21 protein-coding genes and 2 pseudogenes are annotated in these 19,940 nt (G+C 61.5%); 4 read left to right on the forward strand and 19 right to left on the reverse strand.

Annotated elements, in window-relative coordinates:
* Positions 1-99: 99 nt before the first annotated feature.
* Entirely contained in the window at positions 100-1,878 is a 1,779-nt protein-coding gene (locus tag IVB24_RS31335) for an SDR family oxidoreductase (RefSeq protein ID WP_247770317.1), read from the reverse strand.
* A gap of 117 nt (positions 1,879-1,995) precedes the next feature.
* Positions 1,996-2,205, reverse strand: coding sequence for a hypothetical protein (locus IVB24_RS31340; protein ID WP_247770318.1), 210 nt, complete (start codon positions 2,203-2,205; stop codon positions 1,996-1,998).
* Between the two features lie 245 nt (positions 2,206-2,450).
* Here IVB24_RS31340 and IVB24_RS31345 point away from each other — a divergent pair, with 245 nt between their 5' ends.
* Positions 2,451-3,314 carry a formate/nitrite transporter family protein gene (locus IVB24_RS31345; protein ID WP_247774213.1) on the forward strand — a complete coding sequence of 288 codons (864 nt, stop codon included), beginning with the start codon at positions 2,451-2,453 and terminating at the stop codon, positions 3,312-3,314.
* Positions 3,315-3,497: 183 nt separating this feature from the next.
* On the opposite strand, the gene IVB24_RS31350 is transcribed toward IVB24_RS31345, so the two are convergent.
* From IVB24_RS31350 to IVB24_RS31400, 11 genes are all read right to left on the reverse strand, one after another.
* The gene (locus tag IVB24_RS31350) at positions 3,498-3,842 is read right to left on the reverse strand and encodes a response regulator (RefSeq protein WP_247770319.1); all 345 of its coding nucleotides are present in this window, start codon (positions 3,840-3,842) and stop codon (positions 3,498-3,500) included.
* A gap of 277 nt (positions 3,843-4,119) precedes the next feature.
* A complete protein-coding gene (locus tag IVB24_RS31355; protein ID WP_247770320.1) occupies positions 4,120-4,344 on the reverse strand; it encodes a hypothetical protein in 225 nt (74 codons plus the stop codon).
* A 423-nt stretch (positions 4,345-4,767) separates the two neighbouring features.
* A complete protein-coding gene (locus tag IVB24_RS31360; RefSeq protein WP_247770321.1) occupies positions 4,768-5,049 on the reverse strand; it encodes a hypothetical protein in 282 nt (93 codons plus the stop codon).
* The gene (locus tag IVB24_RS31365; RefSeq protein WP_247774214.1) at positions 5,050-5,265 is read right to left on the reverse strand and encodes a hypothetical protein; all 216 of its coding nucleotides are present in this window, start codon (positions 5,263-5,265) and stop codon (positions 5,050-5,052) included.
* A gap of 112 nt (positions 5,266-5,377) precedes the next feature.
* Entirely contained in the window at positions 5,378-5,719 is a 342-nt protein-coding gene (locus IVB24_RS31370; protein ID WP_247770322.1) for a hypothetical protein, read from the reverse strand.
* A gap of 175 nt (positions 5,720-5,894) precedes the next feature.
* Complete coding sequence (locus IVB24_RS31375; protein ID WP_247770323.1) at positions 5,895-6,167, reverse strand: hypothetical protein; 273 nt, start codon at positions 6,165-6,167, stop codon at positions 5,895-5,897.
* A 189-nt stretch (positions 6,168-6,356) separates the two neighbouring features.
* The gene (locus IVB24_RS31380; RefSeq protein ID WP_247770324.1) at positions 6,357-6,563 is read right to left on the reverse strand and encodes a hypothetical protein; all 207 of its coding nucleotides are present in this window, start codon (positions 6,561-6,563) and stop codon (positions 6,357-6,359) included.
* 479 nt (positions 6,564-7,042) lie between these two features.
* Positions 7,043-7,390: a hypothetical protein gene (locus IVB24_RS31385; protein WP_247770325.1), complete on the reverse strand. Its 348-nt coding sequence runs from the start codon at positions 7,388-7,390 to the stop codon at positions 7,043-7,045.
* A 169-nt stretch (positions 7,391-7,559) separates the two neighbouring features.
* Entirely contained in the window at positions 7,560-8,756 is a 1,197-nt protein-coding gene (locus IVB24_RS31390; protein WP_247774215.1) for an NADH-quinone oxidoreductase subunit D, read from the reverse strand.
* A gap of 149 nt (positions 8,757-8,905) precedes the next feature.
* The gene (locus IVB24_RS31395) at positions 8,906-9,343 is read right to left on the reverse strand and encodes an NUDIX hydrolase (protein ID WP_247770326.1); all 438 of its coding nucleotides are present in this window, start codon (positions 9,341-9,343) and stop codon (positions 8,906-8,908) included.
* A 111-nt stretch (positions 9,344-9,454) separates the two neighbouring features.
* Positions 9,455-10,240 (reverse strand): succinate dehydrogenase iron-sulfur subunit, encoded by a 786-nt coding sequence (locus IVB24_RS31400; RefSeq protein ID WP_247770327.1) that lies wholly within the window; start codon positions 10,238-10,240, stop codon positions 9,455-9,457.
* Between the two features lie 218 nt (positions 10,241-10,458).
* Here IVB24_RS31400 and IVB24_RS31405 point away from each other — a divergent pair, with 218 nt between their 5' ends.
* The 3 genes from IVB24_RS31405 to IVB24_RS31415 all read left to right on the forward strand — a co-directional run bounded on the left by IVB24_RS31405 (position 10,459) and on the right by IVB24_RS31415 (position 12,805).
* A complete protein-coding gene (locus IVB24_RS31405) occupies positions 10,459-10,875 on the forward strand; it encodes a four-helix bundle copper-binding protein (protein WP_247770328.1) in 417 nt (138 codons plus the stop codon).
* 137 nt (positions 10,876-11,012) lie between these two features.
* The gene (locus tag IVB24_RS31410; RefSeq protein WP_247770329.1) at positions 11,013-12,386 is read left to right on the forward strand and encodes a thiamine pyrophosphate-binding protein; all 1,374 of its coding nucleotides are present in this window, start codon (positions 11,013-11,015) and stop codon (positions 12,384-12,386) included.
* Positions 12,293-12,805: a thiamine pyrophosphate-dependent enzyme gene (locus tag IVB24_RS31415; protein ID WP_247774216.1), complete on the forward strand. Its 513-nt coding sequence runs from the start codon at positions 12,293-12,295 to the stop codon at positions 12,803-12,805. The genes IVB24_RS31410 and IVB24_RS31415 overlap by 94 nt, the downstream gene beginning before the upstream one ends.
* A gap of 150 nt (positions 12,806-12,955) precedes the next feature.
* Here IVB24_RS31415 and IVB24_RS31420 read toward each other — a convergent pair whose 3' ends face one another.
* From IVB24_RS31420 to IVB24_RS31445, 6 genes and pseudogenes are all read right to left on the reverse strand, one after another.
* Positions 12,956-13,819, reverse strand: a complete 864-nt coding sequence (locus IVB24_RS31420) for an SDR family oxidoreductase (protein WP_247774217.1) — start codon at positions 13,817-13,819, stop codon at positions 12,956-12,958.
* 154 nt (positions 13,820-13,973) lie between these two features.
* Entirely contained in the window at positions 13,974-14,513 is a 540-nt protein-coding gene (locus tag IVB24_RS31425) for a hypothetical protein (protein WP_247770330.1), read from the reverse strand.
* 274 nt (positions 14,514-14,787) lie between these two features.
* Positions 14,788-15,086, reverse strand: a pseudogene (locus IVB24_RS31430) (integrase core domain-containing protein); the annotation flags it as partial.
* 963 nt (positions 15,087-16,049) lie between these two features.
* Complete coding sequence (locus tag IVB24_RS31435) at positions 16,050-16,625, reverse strand: FAD-dependent oxidoreductase (RefSeq protein ID WP_346771346.1); 576 nt, start codon at positions 16,623-16,625, stop codon at positions 16,050-16,052.
* Positions 16,626-16,748: 123 nt separating this feature from the next.
* Positions 16,749-17,806: pseudogene (locus IVB24_RS31440) on the reverse strand (cobalamin-dependent protein); the annotation flags it as partial.
* Between the two features lie 116 nt (positions 17,807-17,922).
* Entirely contained in the window at positions 17,923-19,938 is a 2,016-nt protein-coding gene (locus IVB24_RS31445; RefSeq protein ID WP_247770331.1) for an acetyl/propionyl/methylcrotonyl-CoA carboxylase subunit alpha, read from the reverse strand.
* Between the last annotated feature and the right edge of the window lie 2 nt (positions 19,939-19,940).

Genomic DNA, 19,940 nt, shown 5'->3' on the forward strand with positions numbered 1-19,940 from the left:
TCACGCCAAAGGCTGCGAAAGCACTTTCTTGTGCGGCGGCCAAGGGCGCGGCCCTGGTCGTTTTTCGAGGAAAGCGCCGATCTATCATGTCCGCTTCCGCTAACGGGACGAGGCCCTGCGCCGCCTCACCCGCGCCGGCCTTCGAGGGCGGCCAAAAGCCTGCGAGGCGGCAACGGCGACGCAGGCCGCAATCCCGATCACCGCGAGTCCCTTGCTGATCACGCCGGCCGGCGGAAGTTGCTTTCGCGCCAGCCAACCGCCATCGAGCGATCTGCCCTGGGGACCGGCATCGATCATGGTGCCCTCGCTGCTCTTAGCGGGGCGCGCCCGCGCGAGCAGGAATTGGAAAGCTGCCCCCACGACATTCTCGGTGACCTGCGGAGCCATCGCATAGGCAATTTGACCTGCACGCGCGGGCCAGCCGACCGCGACCTCGTCGCGAGGCGCGCGCACGAGGCGAACGAATGTTTCAGCGACGTCATCGGACTGGTAGAGCAGCGGACCCGGATCGAGCATCCGCCCGGACATGTTGGCGCCGTGGACGAAGCCCGGCGTATCGACCATGGCCGGAAAGACGCCGCAGACGTGGATGTTCGGATGCGCCCGCAGCTCCTGGCGCAGGCTTGCGGTAAAGCCGCGCAGACCAAACTTGCTCGCGGTGTAGGCCGCGGCGAACGGCGTCGGCGCCCAACCGCCCAGCGAGATGTTGTTGATCAGAATGCCGCGCTTCTGGCGCAGGAAGATCGGCACCGCGGCAAAGGCGCCATACATGGTGCCAAGGAGATTGACCTCGACGGTCCGGCGATGAAGCGCGATATCCGCATCCTGGAAGGCCCCGAAAACGCCGGTGCCGGCGTTGTTGATCCAGACGTCGATGCCGCCGAAAGAGTCTTCGGCTTGCTTGGCCAATCGGCGCACCGCCTCGGCATCGGTGACATCGGTCGGTACGGCCAAGGTTTGACCACCGAGCGCCTCGCATTCAGAAGCAAGCCGCGTCAGGATATCACCTCGGCGTGCTGCCAGGATCACGCTTGCACCTTTGCGAGCAAACGCCAGCGCCGTGGCACGACCGATGCCGCTCGAGGCGCCGGTGATGACGACACGCGTGCCGGTCATCTGTCCTTGCTCACGTCTCGCGGCATCCGCAGGAACAAGCCAGCGCAACGATTGCCGCAGGCGCTCGGTCCCGTCTGTTTGGAACCAGTCTCCATGCGCGAAAATCACCCGCTCCGGTGCGAGGCTCACGAGCCGCTCCGCTGCGGCCCGGACAGAACGGCCACCAAGACGCAACAGAAGACGAAGGTAGAGCGGCGCCTTGCCGTCCGGCCCGGAGATGCCGAGCAGGTTCGCCGCGGCCTCGTTCGTCGCGCTGAGATGATCAAGATCGAGGTTCTGCACGAGATCCGTCAGGATTAGCGTTCGGCTGCGCATGTCGAACAGTTCGATCTCGCAGAACATCGGAGCATCCACCGCCATGGTCTCCAAGTCGGCGGTCCATTCCTCAGGCGTAACGTCTCCCAGTTCACGGTCGATGCGGATGCCCGCCGCGCGAACCTGCCTGCGTGCCGAAAGGCCGCGGGCGGCGAATGTCTTTGCGTGCGGCAGTTCCCGTTGCCACTCGAGCAGGAACATCCAGTGCGCGATGTTCGGCGCCAACAGATATCTTATCTCGCCCAATCGCTCCAGATGGTGACGGAGGTCGGAGGAATATCGCACCGGCGAATGCAGCACGAGATCTCCGTTGGACAGCCGGACGACAACCATCCGGACGGGCAGCTCCAGGCCGGCGGCACTGATCGGTTTGTCATCAACAATCCAGATCTGGTCTGTGACCCGAGCAAGGCCAGTGACCGACGAAACACCTTCGGAACTTTGCATGAGCGGCTTCCATTACGAGACTTTGCTCAAATTCCCGCAGCGCCGCTCGTTCCTAGGAGCACAATATTCAAGGTCGCCGCGGGACGCACGGGCCTACTGATGCGAGCCGCAGCGGCGCTAATCGGGCGAGCGCAGGCCGGGCGAACGTATCCATTCCTCCAGGACTGCCGTGGTTTCAGCCAAGCGGGCCTCGCGGATCAGATTTTCGCGCTCCCTGCACGGCGCCATTTGCAGCGCCAAGGTCCGCGTCTGCTTGGCAAACTCCAGCAGTCGTTCCTTCAGTGTCCGGGTACGCTTAAAACTATTGCGCCGCTTGACTTCTGTCATTGTACGCCTCCTGACTACGCTGGACGCCCTCTCGTTTTCGATGACAGTTGCATCAACCGAGAGCGTGCGCATTCGCATAAGTGAACCAGCGGTACAGAATTGCGAAAGAATCGCCGACTTATATACGCGTCGAAACGCCGATCGGGCGGCGCTGGTCTACGAACGGCCATGGACGGCCGCTTGCGAGGAACGGATCACCTTTGGGCGCTTTGAAGCTGGAGGACGAAATCCCCCGAGCGCAGAACGTGGACAAGCCGAGCGAACCGCAGTCATTCAGCCCAGCATCGGAACTCGACGGAATCTCGCCACGCCAGAGCGCGGAAATCGAGTCCCAGAGCAGGCCGAGTGCGGCGCTTATCCACGAGACGATCCGCGCCGAGGGCGAGCAGGAGCTCGAACGGCATTGGTGGGCGATCCTCATGTCGGGTCTTGCAGCCGGCCTCTCGATCGGTCTGTCGCTGGTCGTGCAGGGAGAATTTCACGCGGCGCTCTCCGATCAGACTGCGCAGCGGCTCGTCGCGCCGCTCGGCTACACCGTTGGCTTCCTCGTCGTCGTGCTGGGGCGACAGCAACTCTTCACGGAGAACACGCTCACCCCAATTCTGCCTCTGCTGCATCACCGAAACCTCGGCACACTGATCAAAGTGCTCAAGCTGTGGGGGCTGGTGCTGGCCTCGAATATTGCGGGCACGTGGGCGATCGGATACGGGCTCGCACGCGCGAATATCTTCAAGCCCGAGGTTACGGACGCATTTCTGGAGCTCGCCCGTCACACCATCGATGGCACCTTTTCGGCGACTCTCGTTCGAGCTGTGTTCGCCGGTTGGCTCATTGCGCTGATGATGTGGCTTCTGCCGGCGACAAAGGGATCGCGGGTACAGGTCATCGTGATCATGACCTACGTGGTCGCGCTCGGTGAGTTTTCGCATATCGTCGCAGGCTCGGTCGAATGCGCCTATCTGGTGCAACGTGGGCAAGCTTCGATTGCCCAATACGGATATGATTTTTTCCTCCCGACGTTGCTGGGCAACATCCTGGGCGGAACGACATTGGTTGCACTGTTGAACTACGGTCAGGTCGCGGCAGAACTCGACAAGGCCGGACAGTAGAGGAACGCGTTCGCATCGAGCCGCCGGAAGGACAAGCTGTCGGCCGGCGACGTACCGGATCAAAAGCGGCCAATTTCATCGCGTGCATACTTGCTCTCGTCCCGAGGCGAAGGGCGAAGAAGCAAATCGTTCCTCGGCCAGAGCCGCGGTGATTTTTCGCCGTCCCAGGTCACTGGCGACGTCTCAGCAAGCCCCGGTCGTCAATTGCATGACGCGGGCCAAATCTTCCTCGGAGAAAGGCTTTCTGATCATCGGAAAACCGTCGCGCCTTCGCTCGCGCCCCGACAACTGTAGAACCTTGAGCGCGGGCCGCAGGCGCGTCGCACGGTACGCCAGCTCATGCCCGTCCATGGAAGGCATATTGATGTCCGTGATCAGAATTGAGATCTGTTCCTTGGACGCTAGCTGGGCGAGCGCATCGGCCCCGCTCTCCGCACAGACCACCAAACAGCCAAGATCTTCCAACATACTCGCGATCACCTCGCGCACGCTCGCGTCGTCATCCACAAGAAGAACCGTGTGCTGCATATCAACACCTCAGGGTTCAAACGCTTCATTGCTGTCGATGTTCCGCGAGACGACTAGACCTCCGAAACTTGTCACCGCCCTGCGAGAGAACGAAACTCGATTCCCTCTGTCGAACTCAAGGGCGCTCACATCGAGAACGGCCTGCTCGTCAACGGCCTGCAAGCTGCTCCGGATCGAAGCGAGCTGTCCACGCCAGAGCGAAAACCGCTGAAGTTGTTGTTCCAGGTTAAGCGCTTTGGTTCCACTGGGGGACAATCAACCCAACGGCTTGAAAGCCCTAACGCGATTTCAGGCCAGCGAGCCGATCCATCGCACGGTCAATCGTAAATATCACCTCCAGCACGAACTGCATTGCCGTGTGCCGGTGATTGTCGGGGTCGCTGACGACCACGCGAGCGATGTCTTCCCTGACCTGCTCGGTGCGGTAAGCTTTCGGCAGCCGCGCAAATGCCTCATCCAGAGTCACCTGCATTTCATCAGCCTTTCCGCTGTCGATGATCATAGGCTGCTGAAGCTCACAGGTCTGACATCCGCTTGAAATGGCGAGGGACCGTGTGAACTGTGCCACGACGGCAACGGGCGCACATTAACCTGGATCAACGACACGCTCGCCGAGAGTATGGCGAGCTTACCGGGCTCCAGCCATCCCGAATAACCTCGCGGCGTCGGGCTCCACGTCGAGGTATCTCATTCGGCTTCCAGCCAACCAAGTCGCCATTTCGACGGCTTGCGTCGAGGTGCTCCGCGCACTCAACGATCTTTTCGGCAACATACTTCCGGGCGAGATGCGCTCGGACGACTCGATCGCAGTACCGGCGAAATCCTCACGCCAGCGCTCTCAACGACGCATGACAAGGTTGATGCAGCAACATCGCCAGCATGAGGGTGCGTCACTGTTTCAGTAGACCGCCCCGTGGGCCTGCCGCTACTTGCCGGTCCCTTGGCCCGGAGGCACTGACGCGTTGTTGGTGGCGGGTTGGCCGGTGCGGTTCATTCCGCTGCTTGGGCCACCGGTGGCGTTGTTGCCGTAACTGTTGCCCTGATTGGTGTTCACAGTACCTCCGACATTCGTCCCTGCGGTACCCTGCACGCTCGATGAACTGGTAGTCGTCTGCCCCGCCGCGGAGCCGCCGGAACCGCTCTGCGCGAGAGCGAATGGAAAACTGCCGAACATGACGCTCAGAAAGATCGCGATGTGCTTCATCATCTATTTTTGCTCCTTGTTTCGAAAGGGGTCGGCGGCCTCGTCGTAGCCCTGCCGGCTGCTGAAGAACATCAACGCCATCAGGCCGCAGCCGATGACCAGCGAGAAGAACGAGCCCAGACCGAGTGCGATCCAGCCGTTCTCGTCCATGGCTACGTCGTCCACGCCATTGGTGGCATTCCAGGCCCAGACGATGCCAAACACGGCAAGACCGAGCATGATGAGCAACGCTGCGATGAGAAGAACATGACCGGGCTTGATGCTGCTCATGAGCGGCTCCCTTTGCCCGGTAACCGCAGGGACATGCGACGGTTCCTGCTGCAACTGCTCTTTAGGCACTTTTAGCGTCCGCGACAGTTGCAGTTGGAATATAGGCCACGCCGGCTGCTTCAATGATGGAAGCCTTGCCGCATGGCTTCGCAACCGGAGGAAGCGACATGAAAAATATGACGATGCTCGCGCTTGGCGCCGCCCTGATCGCCACATCCACGGCCGGGGCCCAAAGCGGATCGGGCGCATCCAGCACGGGCTCGAGCATTAATTCTTCCGGCACGGGCGGGGCGCCCGGCGCCGGTGCCTCGAGCCTGAACACGCCAGCGGACAACAACGGCGGGGGATCGAGCGCGCCGGCGAAATCCGCGCCCGCGTCCCAGAACGGCGCAGGCGCCGGCACGTCAGGAAGCGCAGCCCCGAACGCCGGATCATCCGGGCCCGGCCGGAAATAGCAGCGGCAGTTGGGGCTCATGTGCAAAGGCAACATCCCGGCGGGTCTTGCTTGTGTCGCAGCACAAGCAGCAATCTTCGTCTGGAATGACCGGCATGGCCGACAGCAAGGTATGGGATAAGAGTTACGGCCTTCCGATGCCGCCAGGCTGAAGAGCGCCCTTCCGCGGCTCGTCGAGTCCCTCGCGGTAGTGCTGGTGTTCGGAAATCGCGCGATTGGCCATCCGAATCCGGTTGGTATGGCCTTCCTCGACCATCATGGTGATACGCTGCGCCAGGAATACACAGGTCTCGAAATCATTGCGGATAGCTCCGCTGCGAGCCAGAAAGTCCCAGGCGATCTCGTAGGCCTGCTCGGCAGCAGGACTCCTGTAGTCACTGAAGATGATTTTCGTCATCACGACATCTGCACTGGGGTGGTATCGTTCCGGCGCGAGAAGCGAGCATCTCAAAGCTCCTGAACGCGTTGCTGGCGGAACCGTACTTGCATCTGACACAGTGCTGCTCCGCAGCGCGAAGGCGGACTCGCCTGACCAGGCGGACGAGCCCGCCGCTCGAATACCGAGCTGAGCTAGCGCTGAGAGTGCTCACCTGTTGGGGCCGGAGCCATTCGAACCAGTTGTGACGCTCGGAGCATTGCCGGGAGTCGTGGTCGTGGTCTGATGGCCGACGTCTTTCCCATTGTAGAAGAAGACAATTGCGAAGACTGCGATGACGAAGATTGCGCCGATCATCCACGCTACTGGGCTGTTCCGTCGTGCCGCGTCGGTCTTGTCATTGCCTCGATCGGTCATTCTGCTCTCCCGTGACATTGTGGAAACCGAAGGTTGCGGGGAACGGTCCTGATCTTCTTATCGGCCGTCTTCTCGCGCATCCTCCGCTGCTGTCGCTAGCGACGCCGGGTCATCAGGACCCCGAGCAGGAACGCCACGAACACCGCCTGCAACGGCGCGGCCCTGGCGATTTCCCGCAGTTGGTCGGACAATCGCGTTGTGGGACGCGAACACGGATCAAACCGTGCCGGACGCGACCTCGTTTTCGGTGCGGCCGGTGGCTCGCGCCCCGCGCTCTCACCGGCGACATGATCGTCTACAAGACCGGATGCTTCGGTCATTATAGAAGCTTCTTTTAGATCCATGCCGATCCTCCGATGATGCAAGGCAACCTGGCGTCGACCATCCGGTTCCAACCTCGCGGTCCGTTCGAGTTCGCGCGGCGGACGATGCGTGCTCACCGGCCATGAAATACCCGTCGTGCCGACTTCGCATCGTTGCTACGTCATAGGGCGAACCGGACTTCCCGACGCGCGATCGCTGCGCCCCCTATCGGAGAGCTGCCTGAGCACGCCTCCGGCCCCTGCGCCCGAACCGCCGTTGGCGCCGTCCACTCCTTGCGCCGATGTCGCCGCGATTTGCCTGCCTCTCAATTCAACGACGGTCTTGCGGGCAACGATGTTGAGTTCTCCCAATGTACGATGGCCCGCCAGGGCCGCCTCCATCAGCCGCTCGGCGACAATCCTGCGCCTGGCGTGATCTCCGCCATTCGGCATTTCGCGGCAGGTCTCCTCGAGCACCATTTCCATGGTTGCCCGCAATCGTTCAACGTTCTCGGTCATGGACACGCCCCTTTGCTACGCATCTGTTGCAGGGAAGGGTATACTTCGCCGGATTGCCGCGAACATTCACATTTCCTAATTGCCTGATGCAGCCATTGCTGCGGCGCGTCGCCTTCAACAACGCCATGAAACTGAAATCGCGGACATCGAGTTTGGTTTGTGCGGGCCTGACAGATCAGCGATCAACCTCGCCGAAAACGATGTCGAGCGAGCCGAGGATAGCCGAGACGTCTGCAAGCAGGTGACCCTTGCAGAGAAAATCAATGGCTTGCAGGTGAGCAAATCCGGGCGACCTGATCTTGCACTTGTATGGCTGGTTTGTCCCGTCAGCGACGAGGAACACACCGAATTCGCCTTTCGGAGCTTCCACTGCGACGTAGACTTCGCCGGCAGGAACGCGAAAGCCCTCTGTGTAAAGCTTGAAGTGGTGAATTAGCGCCTCCATGGACCGCTTCATCTCGCTGCGCCTGGGCGGGGCAACCTTGTTGTCCTGCACGAGCACCGGGCCTTGGCCGTCCGACGACTTCAGCTTCTCGATGCACTGCTTCATGATCCGCACCGACTGTCGCATCTCCTCCATGCGAATGAGATAGCGGTCGTAGCAGTCGCCGTTCTTGCCGACCGGAATGTCGAAGTCCATCTCGGCGTAGCAGTCGTAGGGCTGCGCTTTGCGCAAATCCCATGCCGCGCCCGAACCGCGTACCATAACGCCCGAAAATCCCCAAGCCCAGGCCTGCTCAAGTGTCACTCGGCCGATATCCACGTTACGCGCCTTGAAGATCCGGTTGAGCGAGAGCAATCGGTCCAGATCATCAACGACACGGAGAAATGGATCGCACCAAGCCTCGATGTCGTCGATCAGCTTTGGCGGAAGATCCTGGTGCACGCCGCCGGGCCGATAGTAGTTGGCGTGCATCCGGCTCCCGGATGCGCGCTCATAGAAGACCATCAGCTTCTCGCGCTCCTCGAACCCCCACAATGGCGGCGTCAATGCACCGACGTCCATGGCCTGAGTTGTAACGTTCAGGAGGTGCGACAAGATGCGGCTGATTTCGTGATAGAGCACCCTGATGAGCTGCCCTCTCCGCGGTACTTCGAGTCCAATGAGTTTCTCAATGGCAAGGCAGAACGCGTGCTCCTGGGTCAAGGGCGCGACGTAGTCGAGCCGGTCGAAATACGGGATCGCCTGCAGGTAAGTCTTGGCCTCAATCAGCTTCTCGGTGCCCCGATGCAGCAAGCCGATATGGGGATCGACACGCGCGACGACTTCACCGTCCAATTCGAGCACGAGCCTCAACACGCCGTGGGCGGCGGGATGCTGGGGGCCGAAATTGATGGTGAAGTTTCTGAGGCTGGGGGACTGTTCTGGCATCATACTTCCGATCACAGCCGACACATTAACGGCGATCCGCGCGAAGCGGTTTCACACAGGTTAATGGCTTGCCTCAAAGCAGTCCGGCTGAACTATTACCTCAGAGCTACCGCCTCGACGCCGGAAGGCGCGCCGCGAACCTCCGCAGGTCATTTGCCGGGTCGCAACGAGGCACTTCTGTCGGTCTGCGCCGCGAAACGCACAATCAGGCGCCGGAGCTGCGCCTTGTGGACCAGACGCGCCGCCTTCTCCGCCGAGACCCAGATTGCGTCGCGCTGCCCTTTCTCGGGCCACCAGCTCTCCTGACCATGCACCTTCATGGGGAAGACAGAGACGTCCATGGTGCGCTTGCGCTCGCCCTTGCGTTTGCGATGCTTGAAGCTGCCCAGGGCGCGCTTTGCGACTGCACCGATCAGACCTGCTTCCTCATAGGCCTCCAACGCAGCCGTACGATGCGGCGCCGTGTTGCGGATCAACGATCCCTTCGGCACCGACCACCGGCGCTTGCGTCTGGTTGTGATCAGCAGCACGCGCAATTTTGAATCATCCACGCGGAACGGTAAGGCTGCAAACTGTCTCTTACCCATTGAAAGCCTTCCCGGCTGAAGTCTGATAAGCGGAGGCTATAATGATCGTTCCTTTCGACTGCCGCGCCGGCACTGTCGGTTCGGCAACCCGCCGTCCGCAGAGCTTGAAGACTAGAACTTTCGCTCAACCATCTTGAGACGCAATCCGGAAATGGCTTCGCCCGGATTCAAACCCTTGGGACATGCCTTCGCGCAGTTGAGGATTGTGTGACAGCGATAGATCCTGAAAGGGTCCTCAAGCTTGTCGAGACGCTCGCCGGTCGCCTCGTCCCGACTGTCGTTGATCCAGCGCGCGGCCTGGATCAGCGCCGCCGGGCCTAGGAAACGCTCGGAGTTCCACCAGTAGCTTGGGCAGGATGTCGAGCAGCAGGCGCAGAGGATGCACTCGTAAAGTCCGTCGAGCTTCGCCCGATCCTCGTGGCTCTGCCGCCATTCCTTTTGTGGCGTGGGCGAAACGGTTTGCAGCCACGGTTCAATCAGCGCCAGTTGTGCGTAGAAGTTCGTCAGATCCGGAACGAGGTCCTTGACCACCGGCTGGTGCGGAAGAGGGAACACACGTAGCGGCTCCCCATGCTGAATGTCCTCGCTCATGGCTTTCGTACACGCCAGCGTGTTCTGGCCGGCGATATTCATCGAACAAGAACCGCACACGCCCTCTCGGCAAGACCGCCGGAACGTCAAAGTGGAGTCGATATTGTTCTTGATCCAGATCAGGCCATCCAGAACCATTGGCCCACAATCGGTGGTATCGACGAAGTAGGTATCGAGCCTGGGATCGCGGCCGTCATCGGGGTTCCAGCGATAGACCTGGAATTCCTGTATGGCTTCGCCATTAGGCTTGGGCCAGACGGTCCCCTTCCCGACGCGCGAATTTGCAGGGAGCCTGAATTCGACCATGCTTACCTCCAGCCAGACATGCGGCGGCGACGATGCAACGTGATGAACACGGCGCCAGTCGCGCGCCAATAACATGAGTTAGTCGGTAGGCCGGATAGTCATCATAGCTGAATGCAGAGCCGTCGACCGTCCACGCTTCTTGCGGAGCGGGATAGGAACGTTCGAGAGATCGCGGCGTCTAGTGTGAACTCCACGTAATCGGCGGCAACCCGCAGGCCATGGAGATTTCAATGCATGCTCAACAGATGGCCAGAACGCATCCGCTTATGCGCGGCCAGACCAATGATGCCCTCATTCGATGCATCGAGGAATGCTACTCCTGCGCCCAGACATGCACGTCTTGCGCGGACGCGTGCCTGGGGGAGGAGAACGTCAAGTCGCTCACGCGATGCATCAGACTGAACCTCGATTGTACAGACATCTGCAACATCGCGGGCAGGATCGCCACCCGACTTACCGGGTCCGACGGAGAGTTGATCCGCAGGGTCATCGATACATGCGCCGCCGCCTGCCGGCTGTGTGCGGAAGAATGCGAGAAGCACGCGGGCATGCACGAGCACTGCCGGATCTGCGCAGAAGCCTGCCGTCGTTGCATGAAGGCATGCGAAGAGGTGGGCCTTTCAGTGATTTACTGAGCCGCCCCGCCCGAGGGTCTGTCGCATCGATTTCAACGAGGCGAGAGTGTCTCCGACGCGTGGGTCGCATCCACCCTTGCCGGGGAAACCATGCCTGCGGGACCTGATCAAACAGGAACAATCGCGGAAACGACAGGTTGGCGTGGTGGTTTCAGACCGGAGAAGTTGCAATGACAAGAACCGCCTCGGACATTCTCGTCGAGAGCCTGATGGAGTGGGGCGTCGAGGTGATTTTCGGATTGCCCGGTGATGGCATCAACGGCGTGATCGAGGCATTAAGGACACGCCAGGACAAGATCCGTTTCATCCAGACCCGCCACGAGGCGGCGGCGGCTTTTGCAGCCTGCGCCTACGCAAAATGGACCGGACGCCTGGGCGTTTGTCTTGCCACGACTGGTCCGGGCGGCACGAATCTTCTCACCGGACTTTATGACGCCAAATTCGATCGCGCGCCGGTGCTGGCAATCACTGGATTGCCCTACCACGATCTTGTCCAGACCTACACCCAGCAAGACATCGATCACACAAAGGTCTTTCAGGACGTGGCCGCCTACACGACAGCCATATATGGCGCGCAGCATGTCAGGCAAGCCACGGCGCTTGCCTGCCGGACGGCACTGGCCGAGCGAGCCGTGGCGCACCTAGCCTTTCCTGCCGACGTTCAGGAACAAAGCATAGAGGCCGATAAGCCGTCCCCACGGCACAAGACCGACCCTGGCCTCGCATTCTTCCGGAGCGAGCGGCAGCCGGATGACGCCGCAATCAGCGCCGCGGCCGAGGTGATCAGCGGCGGTCGCAAGGTGGCGATCCTCGCAGGGCAAGGCGCGATCCATGCCGCTGAGGCGCTGGCGCAGACCGCCGAACTGCTTGGAGCCCCGATCTGCAAGGCACTGCTTGGAAAAGCGGTGCTGCCTGACGATCATCCTTACGTGATGGGCGGCGTCGGCTACCTCGGCGCCCGGCCCTCTCAGCAGGTGCTCGACGCCTGCGACACGCAGTTGATCGTAGGCTCCAGCTTCCCCTATATCGAATATTATCCGAAGCCTGCGCAGGCGCGCGGGGTACAGATCGATCTCGATCCCCGACGGATCAGCCTGCGCTATCCTGTCGAAGCTGCGGTGGTCGGTGACGCTGCCGCCTGTCTTGCGGCGCTCAATGGCAAGCTCGCGCGCAAAGCGGATCGCAGCTTTCTCGAACAGGCGCAGCAATGGAAGACCGTGTGGCTGCGGGCGCTGAACGACGGCGCAGATCGCCCCGGCAAGCCGATGAAGCCACAACGTGTGGCCCGCGACCTCAATCGGCACCTTGCGCCCGACGCGATGATCGTGGCCGATAGCGGCTACAACACCGCACTCGCTGCTCAATATCTGATGATCCGGAACGGCCAGACTTTCGGGTGTCCGGCACGCTTGCCTCGATGGGATGCGGGTTGCCGTACGCGATTGCCGCAGGGATCGCTTTCCCAGGTCGCCAGATCGTCGCTGTCGTTGGCGACGGCGGCATCAGCATGACACTCGCCGAGCTCTCCACGGCCGCGCGATACAAGATTCCGATGAAGGTCGTCGTCATCAACAACGGCACCCTTGGGCAGATCAAATGGGAGCAGATGCTGTTCCTCGGGCATCCAGAATTCGGCTGCGATCTCGCCCCGATCGATTTCGCCAAGGTCGCTGAAGGAATGGGCGTTCGCGGGCTTCGGGTGGACGATCCCGAGGATCTCGCGCGCGTGCTCAAAGAGGCGTTCGCCTATGACGATGGGCCAGTTCTGATCGACGCGGTGGTCGATCCTGCCGAACCCATGCTGCCACCCAAGCGCCGGGAGCAATACATGAAGCATTTGCAGCAGGCGTTCGACGGCGGAATGGCCGGGCAAGCCGACATCGCACGGCGCATGGAGGAAGAGCCGGCGCTTACGGCCCTAAAGCCCTGACCGGCTGTGCGACGCGCTGGTGGAGGTCGAAGCGGCGGCGGGGCGTAGTGGAAGCGGCGCAGCAGCACCACGGCGGGTCCTCACCTGACCCCGTGAAGCTGCTTCCCGTCGGCCTCGCCGGTACGATGAGCGAGGTCCACGCGTACCGGATCAAATGATCGGCTTGCCGCCGGTCACGGCGACGGTTGCGCCGGAGATGTAACTCGCCTCGTCCGACGCCAGCATGACGTACGCCGGTGCGAGTTCCTTGGGTTGCCCCGGCCGCTGCATGGGCACCTGCTTGCCGAAATTCTTTACTTTTTCCGGCGGCATTGTCGATGGGATCAGCGGAGTCCAGATCGGGCCAGGCGCCACACAATTGACCCGGATACCTTTCTCCGCGAGCAACTGGGCAAGGCCGCCCGTGAAATTCTGGATCGCGCCTTTCGTGGTCGCGTAGGCGAGCAATTGCGGGCTCGGTGTATCGGCGTTGATCGAGGTCGTGTTGATGATCGCCGCGCCTTTCTTCAGGTGCGGTACGGCGGCCTTGGTCAGGTAGAACATGGCGTGAATGTTGGTCCGGAAGGTGACGTCCCATTCTTCATCGCTGATGTCTTCGATCGACGAGAACGTCGCCTGATGCGCCGCATTGTTCACCAGGATGTCGAGGCCGCCCAGCTGCGACACCGCGGCGTCGACGAGCTTACGGCAATGCGCGGGGTCCTTGATGTCCCCGGCCATCAACACGCATTTGCGGCCGGCCCCTTCCACCAGCCGCCTGGTCTCACGGGCGTCGTCCTCTTCATCGTAGTAGCTTGCGACGATGTCGGCTCCCTCGCGCGCGAACGCCAGTGCCACCGCTCGTCCGATGCCGCTGTCCGCGCCCGTAATGATCGACTTCTTGCCGGCCAGGCGCCCGGAGCCCTTATAGGTCGATTCGCCGTAATCCGGCGGCGGATCCATCGCCGCGCTACTTCCAGGCATCGATTGCTGCTTGTCTGGAAGCGGCGGCTTGGCAAAGTTGGTGTCGGTCATGGTCAGCTCCAATAGCTTATTGCGATGAAACCTGCGGTCTCGAACAAGGTTGCAAAGTGTCGAAGAAAAGTGAGCCGGACCTGGATCCTCTGCGCGGCCGCGGACGGACTCTCGCCATCGACCATGCAGCGGCTCATCCTTCCGATTGTGTTCGTCAGGCCGCGTGCGGATTCACAATTGTATATCCGCGCAGCGAACGTGCGTGAATGCGCGTTGCGTGGCCGCTAGAGTTGGCATCATACGCCATCCACAGGTCAGCCGCGACATGTTGCTCGAGAACAAACACGTGCCCGCGACGGGCAGCAACCATTCCGGATGCCGGGGACGTGCGAGGAAAGCGAAGCCAATTCGCCGCAAGGTTCAGCTCCGGCACCATCCGCCCGAACACGCGGAGCGCCGCGCCACAGCCGCAATAAGATGACGGACAGCCGGCCGGACGGCCGCCGACGACACGTCCGGCTGGCTCATTTACGCTGGCAAACGCGTTGAAGGCATTGCCTTTGGAATCGGCTCGTTGCGATATGAGCAGTCTGCGCCCATGTCGTACAACGGCACGGTCGGTCTGCAGATATGAAAAGTCACACGGCATCGACACGTTGCATTCGGGGATCTTCTGGGTTCGGAAGGGACGCGCTTCGGATGCGACCGAGCCGTTGATGAAAATGAGTGAAGTTAAAAGAACGAACTTCAGCATGCAGGACTCCTACGCGGGGACCCTGCCCCGGCCGCAGAAGCTAAAAACAGTTCGGCCATTTTGCGGCTACACAGCGCCTCCGATCCCCGGCGGCGGATCCGCTTAACTCAGGTTTAGTTTTCTGAGCACACGACACCAGCGTGCCTCATCCGGCATTCGAAAAATCTGCAGAGGCGCTCCGGATCCCATGGGACATCTCTCGATCTCCTCGTTCTCGATGGACGGGCGGGCGATTTGACCCCCCCTTGGTTTGCCGGAGGCAATTTAGTTGAAGTTATACCGCCATAGATGGTTGTTCCAGCATGGCGTCGTAGCGTTGCCCGGCTGCGGCTGGTGGGATGTTGCCGATGGGCTCTAGGAGCCGCCGGTTGTCGAACCAGTCCACCCATTCCAGGGTCGCGAACTCGACGCCTCGAAGCTGTGCCATGGCCCGCGCCGATGGATCACTTCGGCCTTGTAGAGACCGTTGATGGTTTCGGCGAGAGCATCGTCGTAGGAATCTCCGACGCTTCTGACGGAAGGTTCGATGCCAGCTTCAGCCAGGCGCTCGGTGTATTTGATGGAGACGTATTGGACGGATTCAACGGTCGTCGCAACACTGGGGGGGTGGAATTTCGAGCGCTCACCGAAATCTTGAAGAAGATCATACGACGCTGATCAACCGGCTTCGAGCGGCACTAAATATCGTCAGCAGCCGAGAAAAGGGCCCGGCGATCGCGCCGGGCCGAGTAGAGGGAGGAAAACAAAAGATCGCAAATCTGTCGCAGACGCCGAATGCGGAATTCGATCGTAGAAACCCAACGAACGACCTCCAGCAGCAATACTATCGTACATATTAGACCGCATTTTGTGCTGAAGTCGGCACCTCTCCGCGCCGTTTCCGGCATTTGACGGGCGTACGATTTCGACAGCACCACAAAGAGGCGCGCGCGAGACTTGGAAGGTCCCGATCACCAGACTCCGCGCGTCCGGTAGTTCATTTCATCGCCCGGCTCCGATCTCGCAATGCCCGCACCGCCGTACCCGCCTTTGCAATTCAGAGAGCCGAATCTCCTGCCAAGGGATGACTGCCGGTCCTCGTTGCGTCGATGAGCATCTATTCCTTGAATCTGCGCGCTGAATGAATCGTGCTAGTAACCCGAGGGGCTGTCCTCAATCGTCCCTACCTAGCGCGCGGAGTATCTTCCTTCTGTAGCTCGCCAGGTCGAGCACGAGTCTTGTCACTCTTTTGAGCGCAATCGCCTTGCCCTCGATTGCGAGATGTAGAACTCGTACCAATCTGGCAAGACCAAGTTCTACAAACGCGAGCCGAACATGCGGATCGTTCACAATCCTGAGCTGGTTGTCTACAATGACGATGGATGCCGCGAGATCAGGTTTCCTCTCCAGAACGAAGTCTCGACATGCCGCGGCAAATTCCTCCTCTTGAACGCTCAAAGGTACCTTTACTTCCCTGCGAGAACTTCCGGCCATATTCGGGTCCCCTATGAACGATCGGCAGCGAGGCACCTGATGCCGGCTCAGGTTTTTGGATTTCTAGTGGCTCGCGCGCTTGGTCGATCTCTTCGGACCCGGCAACACATCCGTGCAAACACCTTCATACACTTCGCCAGCCAGGTCTATTGTCTCTCCGAACGTCGGATGCGGATGGATGGTCTTGCTGAGATCAATTGCATCGGCGCCCATCTCGATCGCCAGGCAGATTTCTCCAATCATGTCGCCAGCGTGCGGGCCAACGTTCACACCGCCGATGATGCGGTGCGTCTCTTGGTCGATGATCAGCTTGTTCATGCCATAAGACGCGCCCGAGGCGATCGCTCTGCCCGAGGCAGCCCACGGAAACTTCGCGGATCTAACGTGCCTGCCTGAGGAGGCCGCTTCATGTTCCATGATGCCAACCCAGGCCACCTCAGGATCAGTGTAGGCGACGTTCGGGACGATCTTCGCGTCAAAGAAGCTCTTGAGCCCGGCAGCCGCTTCTGCCGCGACATGCCCCTCGTGAACCGCCTTATGGGCGAGCATCGGGTTACCCGCGACATCGCCGATCGCGAAAATATGAGGAAAATTCGTCCGCATTTGCCTATTGACTGCAACGAAACCTTTGCGTCGCATCTTACACCAATCTTCTCCAAGCCCAGATTTGCGCTGTTAGGCACTTTGCCTGCGGACTGCAGGATCAAATCGTACGTTCGACGCCCCGGCTTTGAGCTTTCAATCTGGACCGATACGCCGTTACTATCTGCCGTGGCGCTTACTATATGCCGCCTCACTGTGCCCGAGCCGAGCATTGAGCTTCTGGATCAGCTGATCCGCGGCGTCTGCGATCACGGTACCGGGCGGGAAGATGGCTTCGGCACCGGCGGCGTAGAGCTCATCATAGTCCTGCGGCGGCACCACGCCGCCGATGATGATCATGATGTCCTCGCGGCCTTGCTTCTTCAGCGCGGCCTTCAGCTCCGGCACCGCGGTGAGGTGCGCGGCCGCGAGCGAGGAGACACCGAGGATGTGGACGTCGTTCTCGACCGCCTGCCGCGCGGCCTCGTCGGCTGTCGCAAACAGCGGCCCGATGTCGACGTCGAAGCCGATATCGGCGAACGCCGACGCAATCACCTTCTGGCCGCGGTCGTGGCCGTCCTGGCCGATCTTGGCGACCAGGATGCGCGGACGGCGGCCTTCCGCTTCCTCGAACGCGTCGATCAGCGCCTGAACCTTCTCGACCTGGTTGCCCATGCTGGACGCCTCCCGCTTGTAGACGCCGGTGATGGATTTGATCTCGGCGCGGTGCCGCCCGAACACTTTCTCCATCGCATCCGAAATTTCGCCGACGGTTGCCTTCGCACGCGCCGCGACGCAACATGGATCGCGGTCTTACGCCCGTCTGTACCAATTTGGAGTTCAATCCCGATGCCGGCATCAAGGTGGACGTCCTTTAAAGCTTTGGCGACGGTACCTGCCGTTTGATCGAGACCGAACCCGCGGCTGCTGTTGGCGCCGGCAAAGACGAGCGCCAGGCCCGTCGCCCCATTCTCCAGATCGTGAAGGGCCTGCCTATTGGCCGTCACCGCGTCTGGATGATCGATGCGCTGCATGATCTGCCAAGGCGCCGCGGGTGCCCGCCCGTCGACTAGTGCAATGTCTTTCGCGCGGAGATAAATCGGCTCGATTCTCAAGTCGTCGTACGTCCTACCAATCAGCTTTTCGAACGGCGCTCCCTTTAGCACGCCATCAACCAGCTTGTGCCAGTCCTGGCGTGAAGCAGGCGCAAAGCCCGATGCCAATGCCAACCGTTCGGTTTTCATCAAGTCCACCTAATCCCAAGTGACGCCGAGCTGCCCAACATGACTTCTGCCTGGAAGTAACCGGAATTCCTGCAGTCAGGCTGCCCATCTCAGGTCGCCTCTTGCGGTATTCAGGAAAACTCCAAAATCAGCGCGTCCACCGCGAGCGTCGCGCCCGCGCTGGCGTGGACTTTCTTCACGGTGCCGTCCTGCTCGGCGCGCAGCACGTTCTGCATCTTCATGGCTTCGACCACCGCCAGCGTCTCGCCGGCCTTGACCTCCTGCCCCTCGGTCACCGCGATCGAGACGATCAGCCCGGGCATCGGGCACAGCAGCTTCTTGCCGGTATCGGAGGCCGTCGTCACCGGCATCAGCCGCGCCGAGGTCGCTTCCGCTTCGGTCCAGACATAGACCGGGACCTCGACGCCCTGATGCGCGAGACGAATGCCGTTGGCGATCGGGCGCGCCTGCACGGCGACGACGTGGCCATCGATGGTGCCCTGCCAGACCGGATCGCCGGGCTTCCAGGCCGACTGCAACAGATGCGCGTTGCCGGCCTTGCCCTCGGCGTCGACGAAGCGGATCGCGATGGCGTCGCCCTCGCGAGCGACCTCGAGCTGGATCTCCTGGCGGTCGAGCCAGACCGCGCGGCGGCGCTCGCGCTGCACGACGCGGCCGCCCATCTGGCCCGAGATCTGGCGCTTGCGCTCACCCAGCACGTGATCGATGGCGGCGCCGACCGCGGCGATCCGCCGGGCGACCTCGCCTTCGGGCACGCGCACCGCAAAGCCCTTGGGGAATTCCTCGGCAATGAAGCCGGTCGACAGACGGCCCTCGCGCCAGCGCGGATGGTGCATCAGCGCCGACAGGAACGGGATGTTGTGCCTGATGCCGTCGACATAGAAGGAATCCAGCGCAGTCGCCTGCGCCTCGATCGCGGCCGCGCGCGACGGCGCGTGCGTAACGAGCTTGGCGATCATCGGGTCGTAATGGATCGATATCTCGCCGCCCTCCTGGACGCCGGTGTCGTTGCGGATGGTGATGCCGTCGTGGCTCGCCTCCGCCGGCGGACGGTATTTCACGAGCCGCCCGATCGAGGGCAGGAAGTTGCGGAACGGGTCTTCGGCGTAGAGGCGCGATTCCACCGCCCAGCCCGTCAGCGAGACGTCCTTCTGCGCGATGCCGAGCTTCTCGCCGGCGGCGACGCGGATCATCTGCTCGACGAGGTCGATGCCGGTGACGAGCTCGGTGACGGGATGCTCGACCTGGAGGCGCGTGTTCATCTCCAGGAAGTAGAAGCTCTTGTCTTGCCCGGCGACGAACTCGACGGTGCCGGCGGAATCATAGTTCACGGCCTTGGCGAGCGCGACGGCCTGCTCGCCCATCTTGCGGCGCGTGGCCTCGTCGAGCAGCGGCGACGGCGCCTCCTCGATGACCTTCTGGTTGCGGCGCTGGATCGAGCATTCGCGCTCGCCGAGATAGATGACGTTGCCGTGCTTGTCGCCCAGCACCTGGATCTCGATGTGGCGGGGATCGACGATGAACTTCTCGACGAAGACGCGGTCGTCGCCGAACGAGGCCTTGGCCTCGGCCTTGGCGAGGTTGAAGCCTTCCGCGACCTCGGAGGTCGAATGGGCGGTGCGCATGCCCTTGCCGCCGCCGCCGGCGGACGCCTTGATCATCACGGGATAGCCGATCTCGTCGGCGATCTTGACCGCGTGCTTGTCGTCCTCGATGACGCCGAGATAGCCGGGCACGGTCGAGACCTTGGCCTTGGCGGCCGCCTTCTTGGATTCGATCTTGTCGCCCATCGCGGCGATGGCGCCGGGGTTCGGGCCGATGAAGACGATGCCGGCGGCCTCCAGCGCGCGCGGAAACGCCTCGCGCTCGGACAGGAAGCCGTAGCCGGGATGCACGGCCTGCGCGCCCGTCTTGCGGCAGGCCTCGACGATCTTCTCGATCACCAGATAGCTCTCGGCCGCGGCGGGCGGACCGATCAGCACGGCCTCGTCGGCCATCTCGACATGGAGGGCGTCGCGGTCGGCTTCGGAATAGACCGCAACCGTCTGAATTCCCATGCGGCGCGCGGTCTTGATGACCCGGCAGGCGATTTCGCCGCGATTGGCGATCAGAATCTTCTTTAACACAG

The sequence above is a fragment of the Bradyrhizobium sp. 192 genome, assembly GCF_023100965.1.
GTDB classification, from domain to species: Bacteria; Pseudomonadota; Alphaproteobacteria; order Rhizobiales; family Xanthobacteraceae; genus Bradyrhizobium; species Bradyrhizobium symbiodeficiens.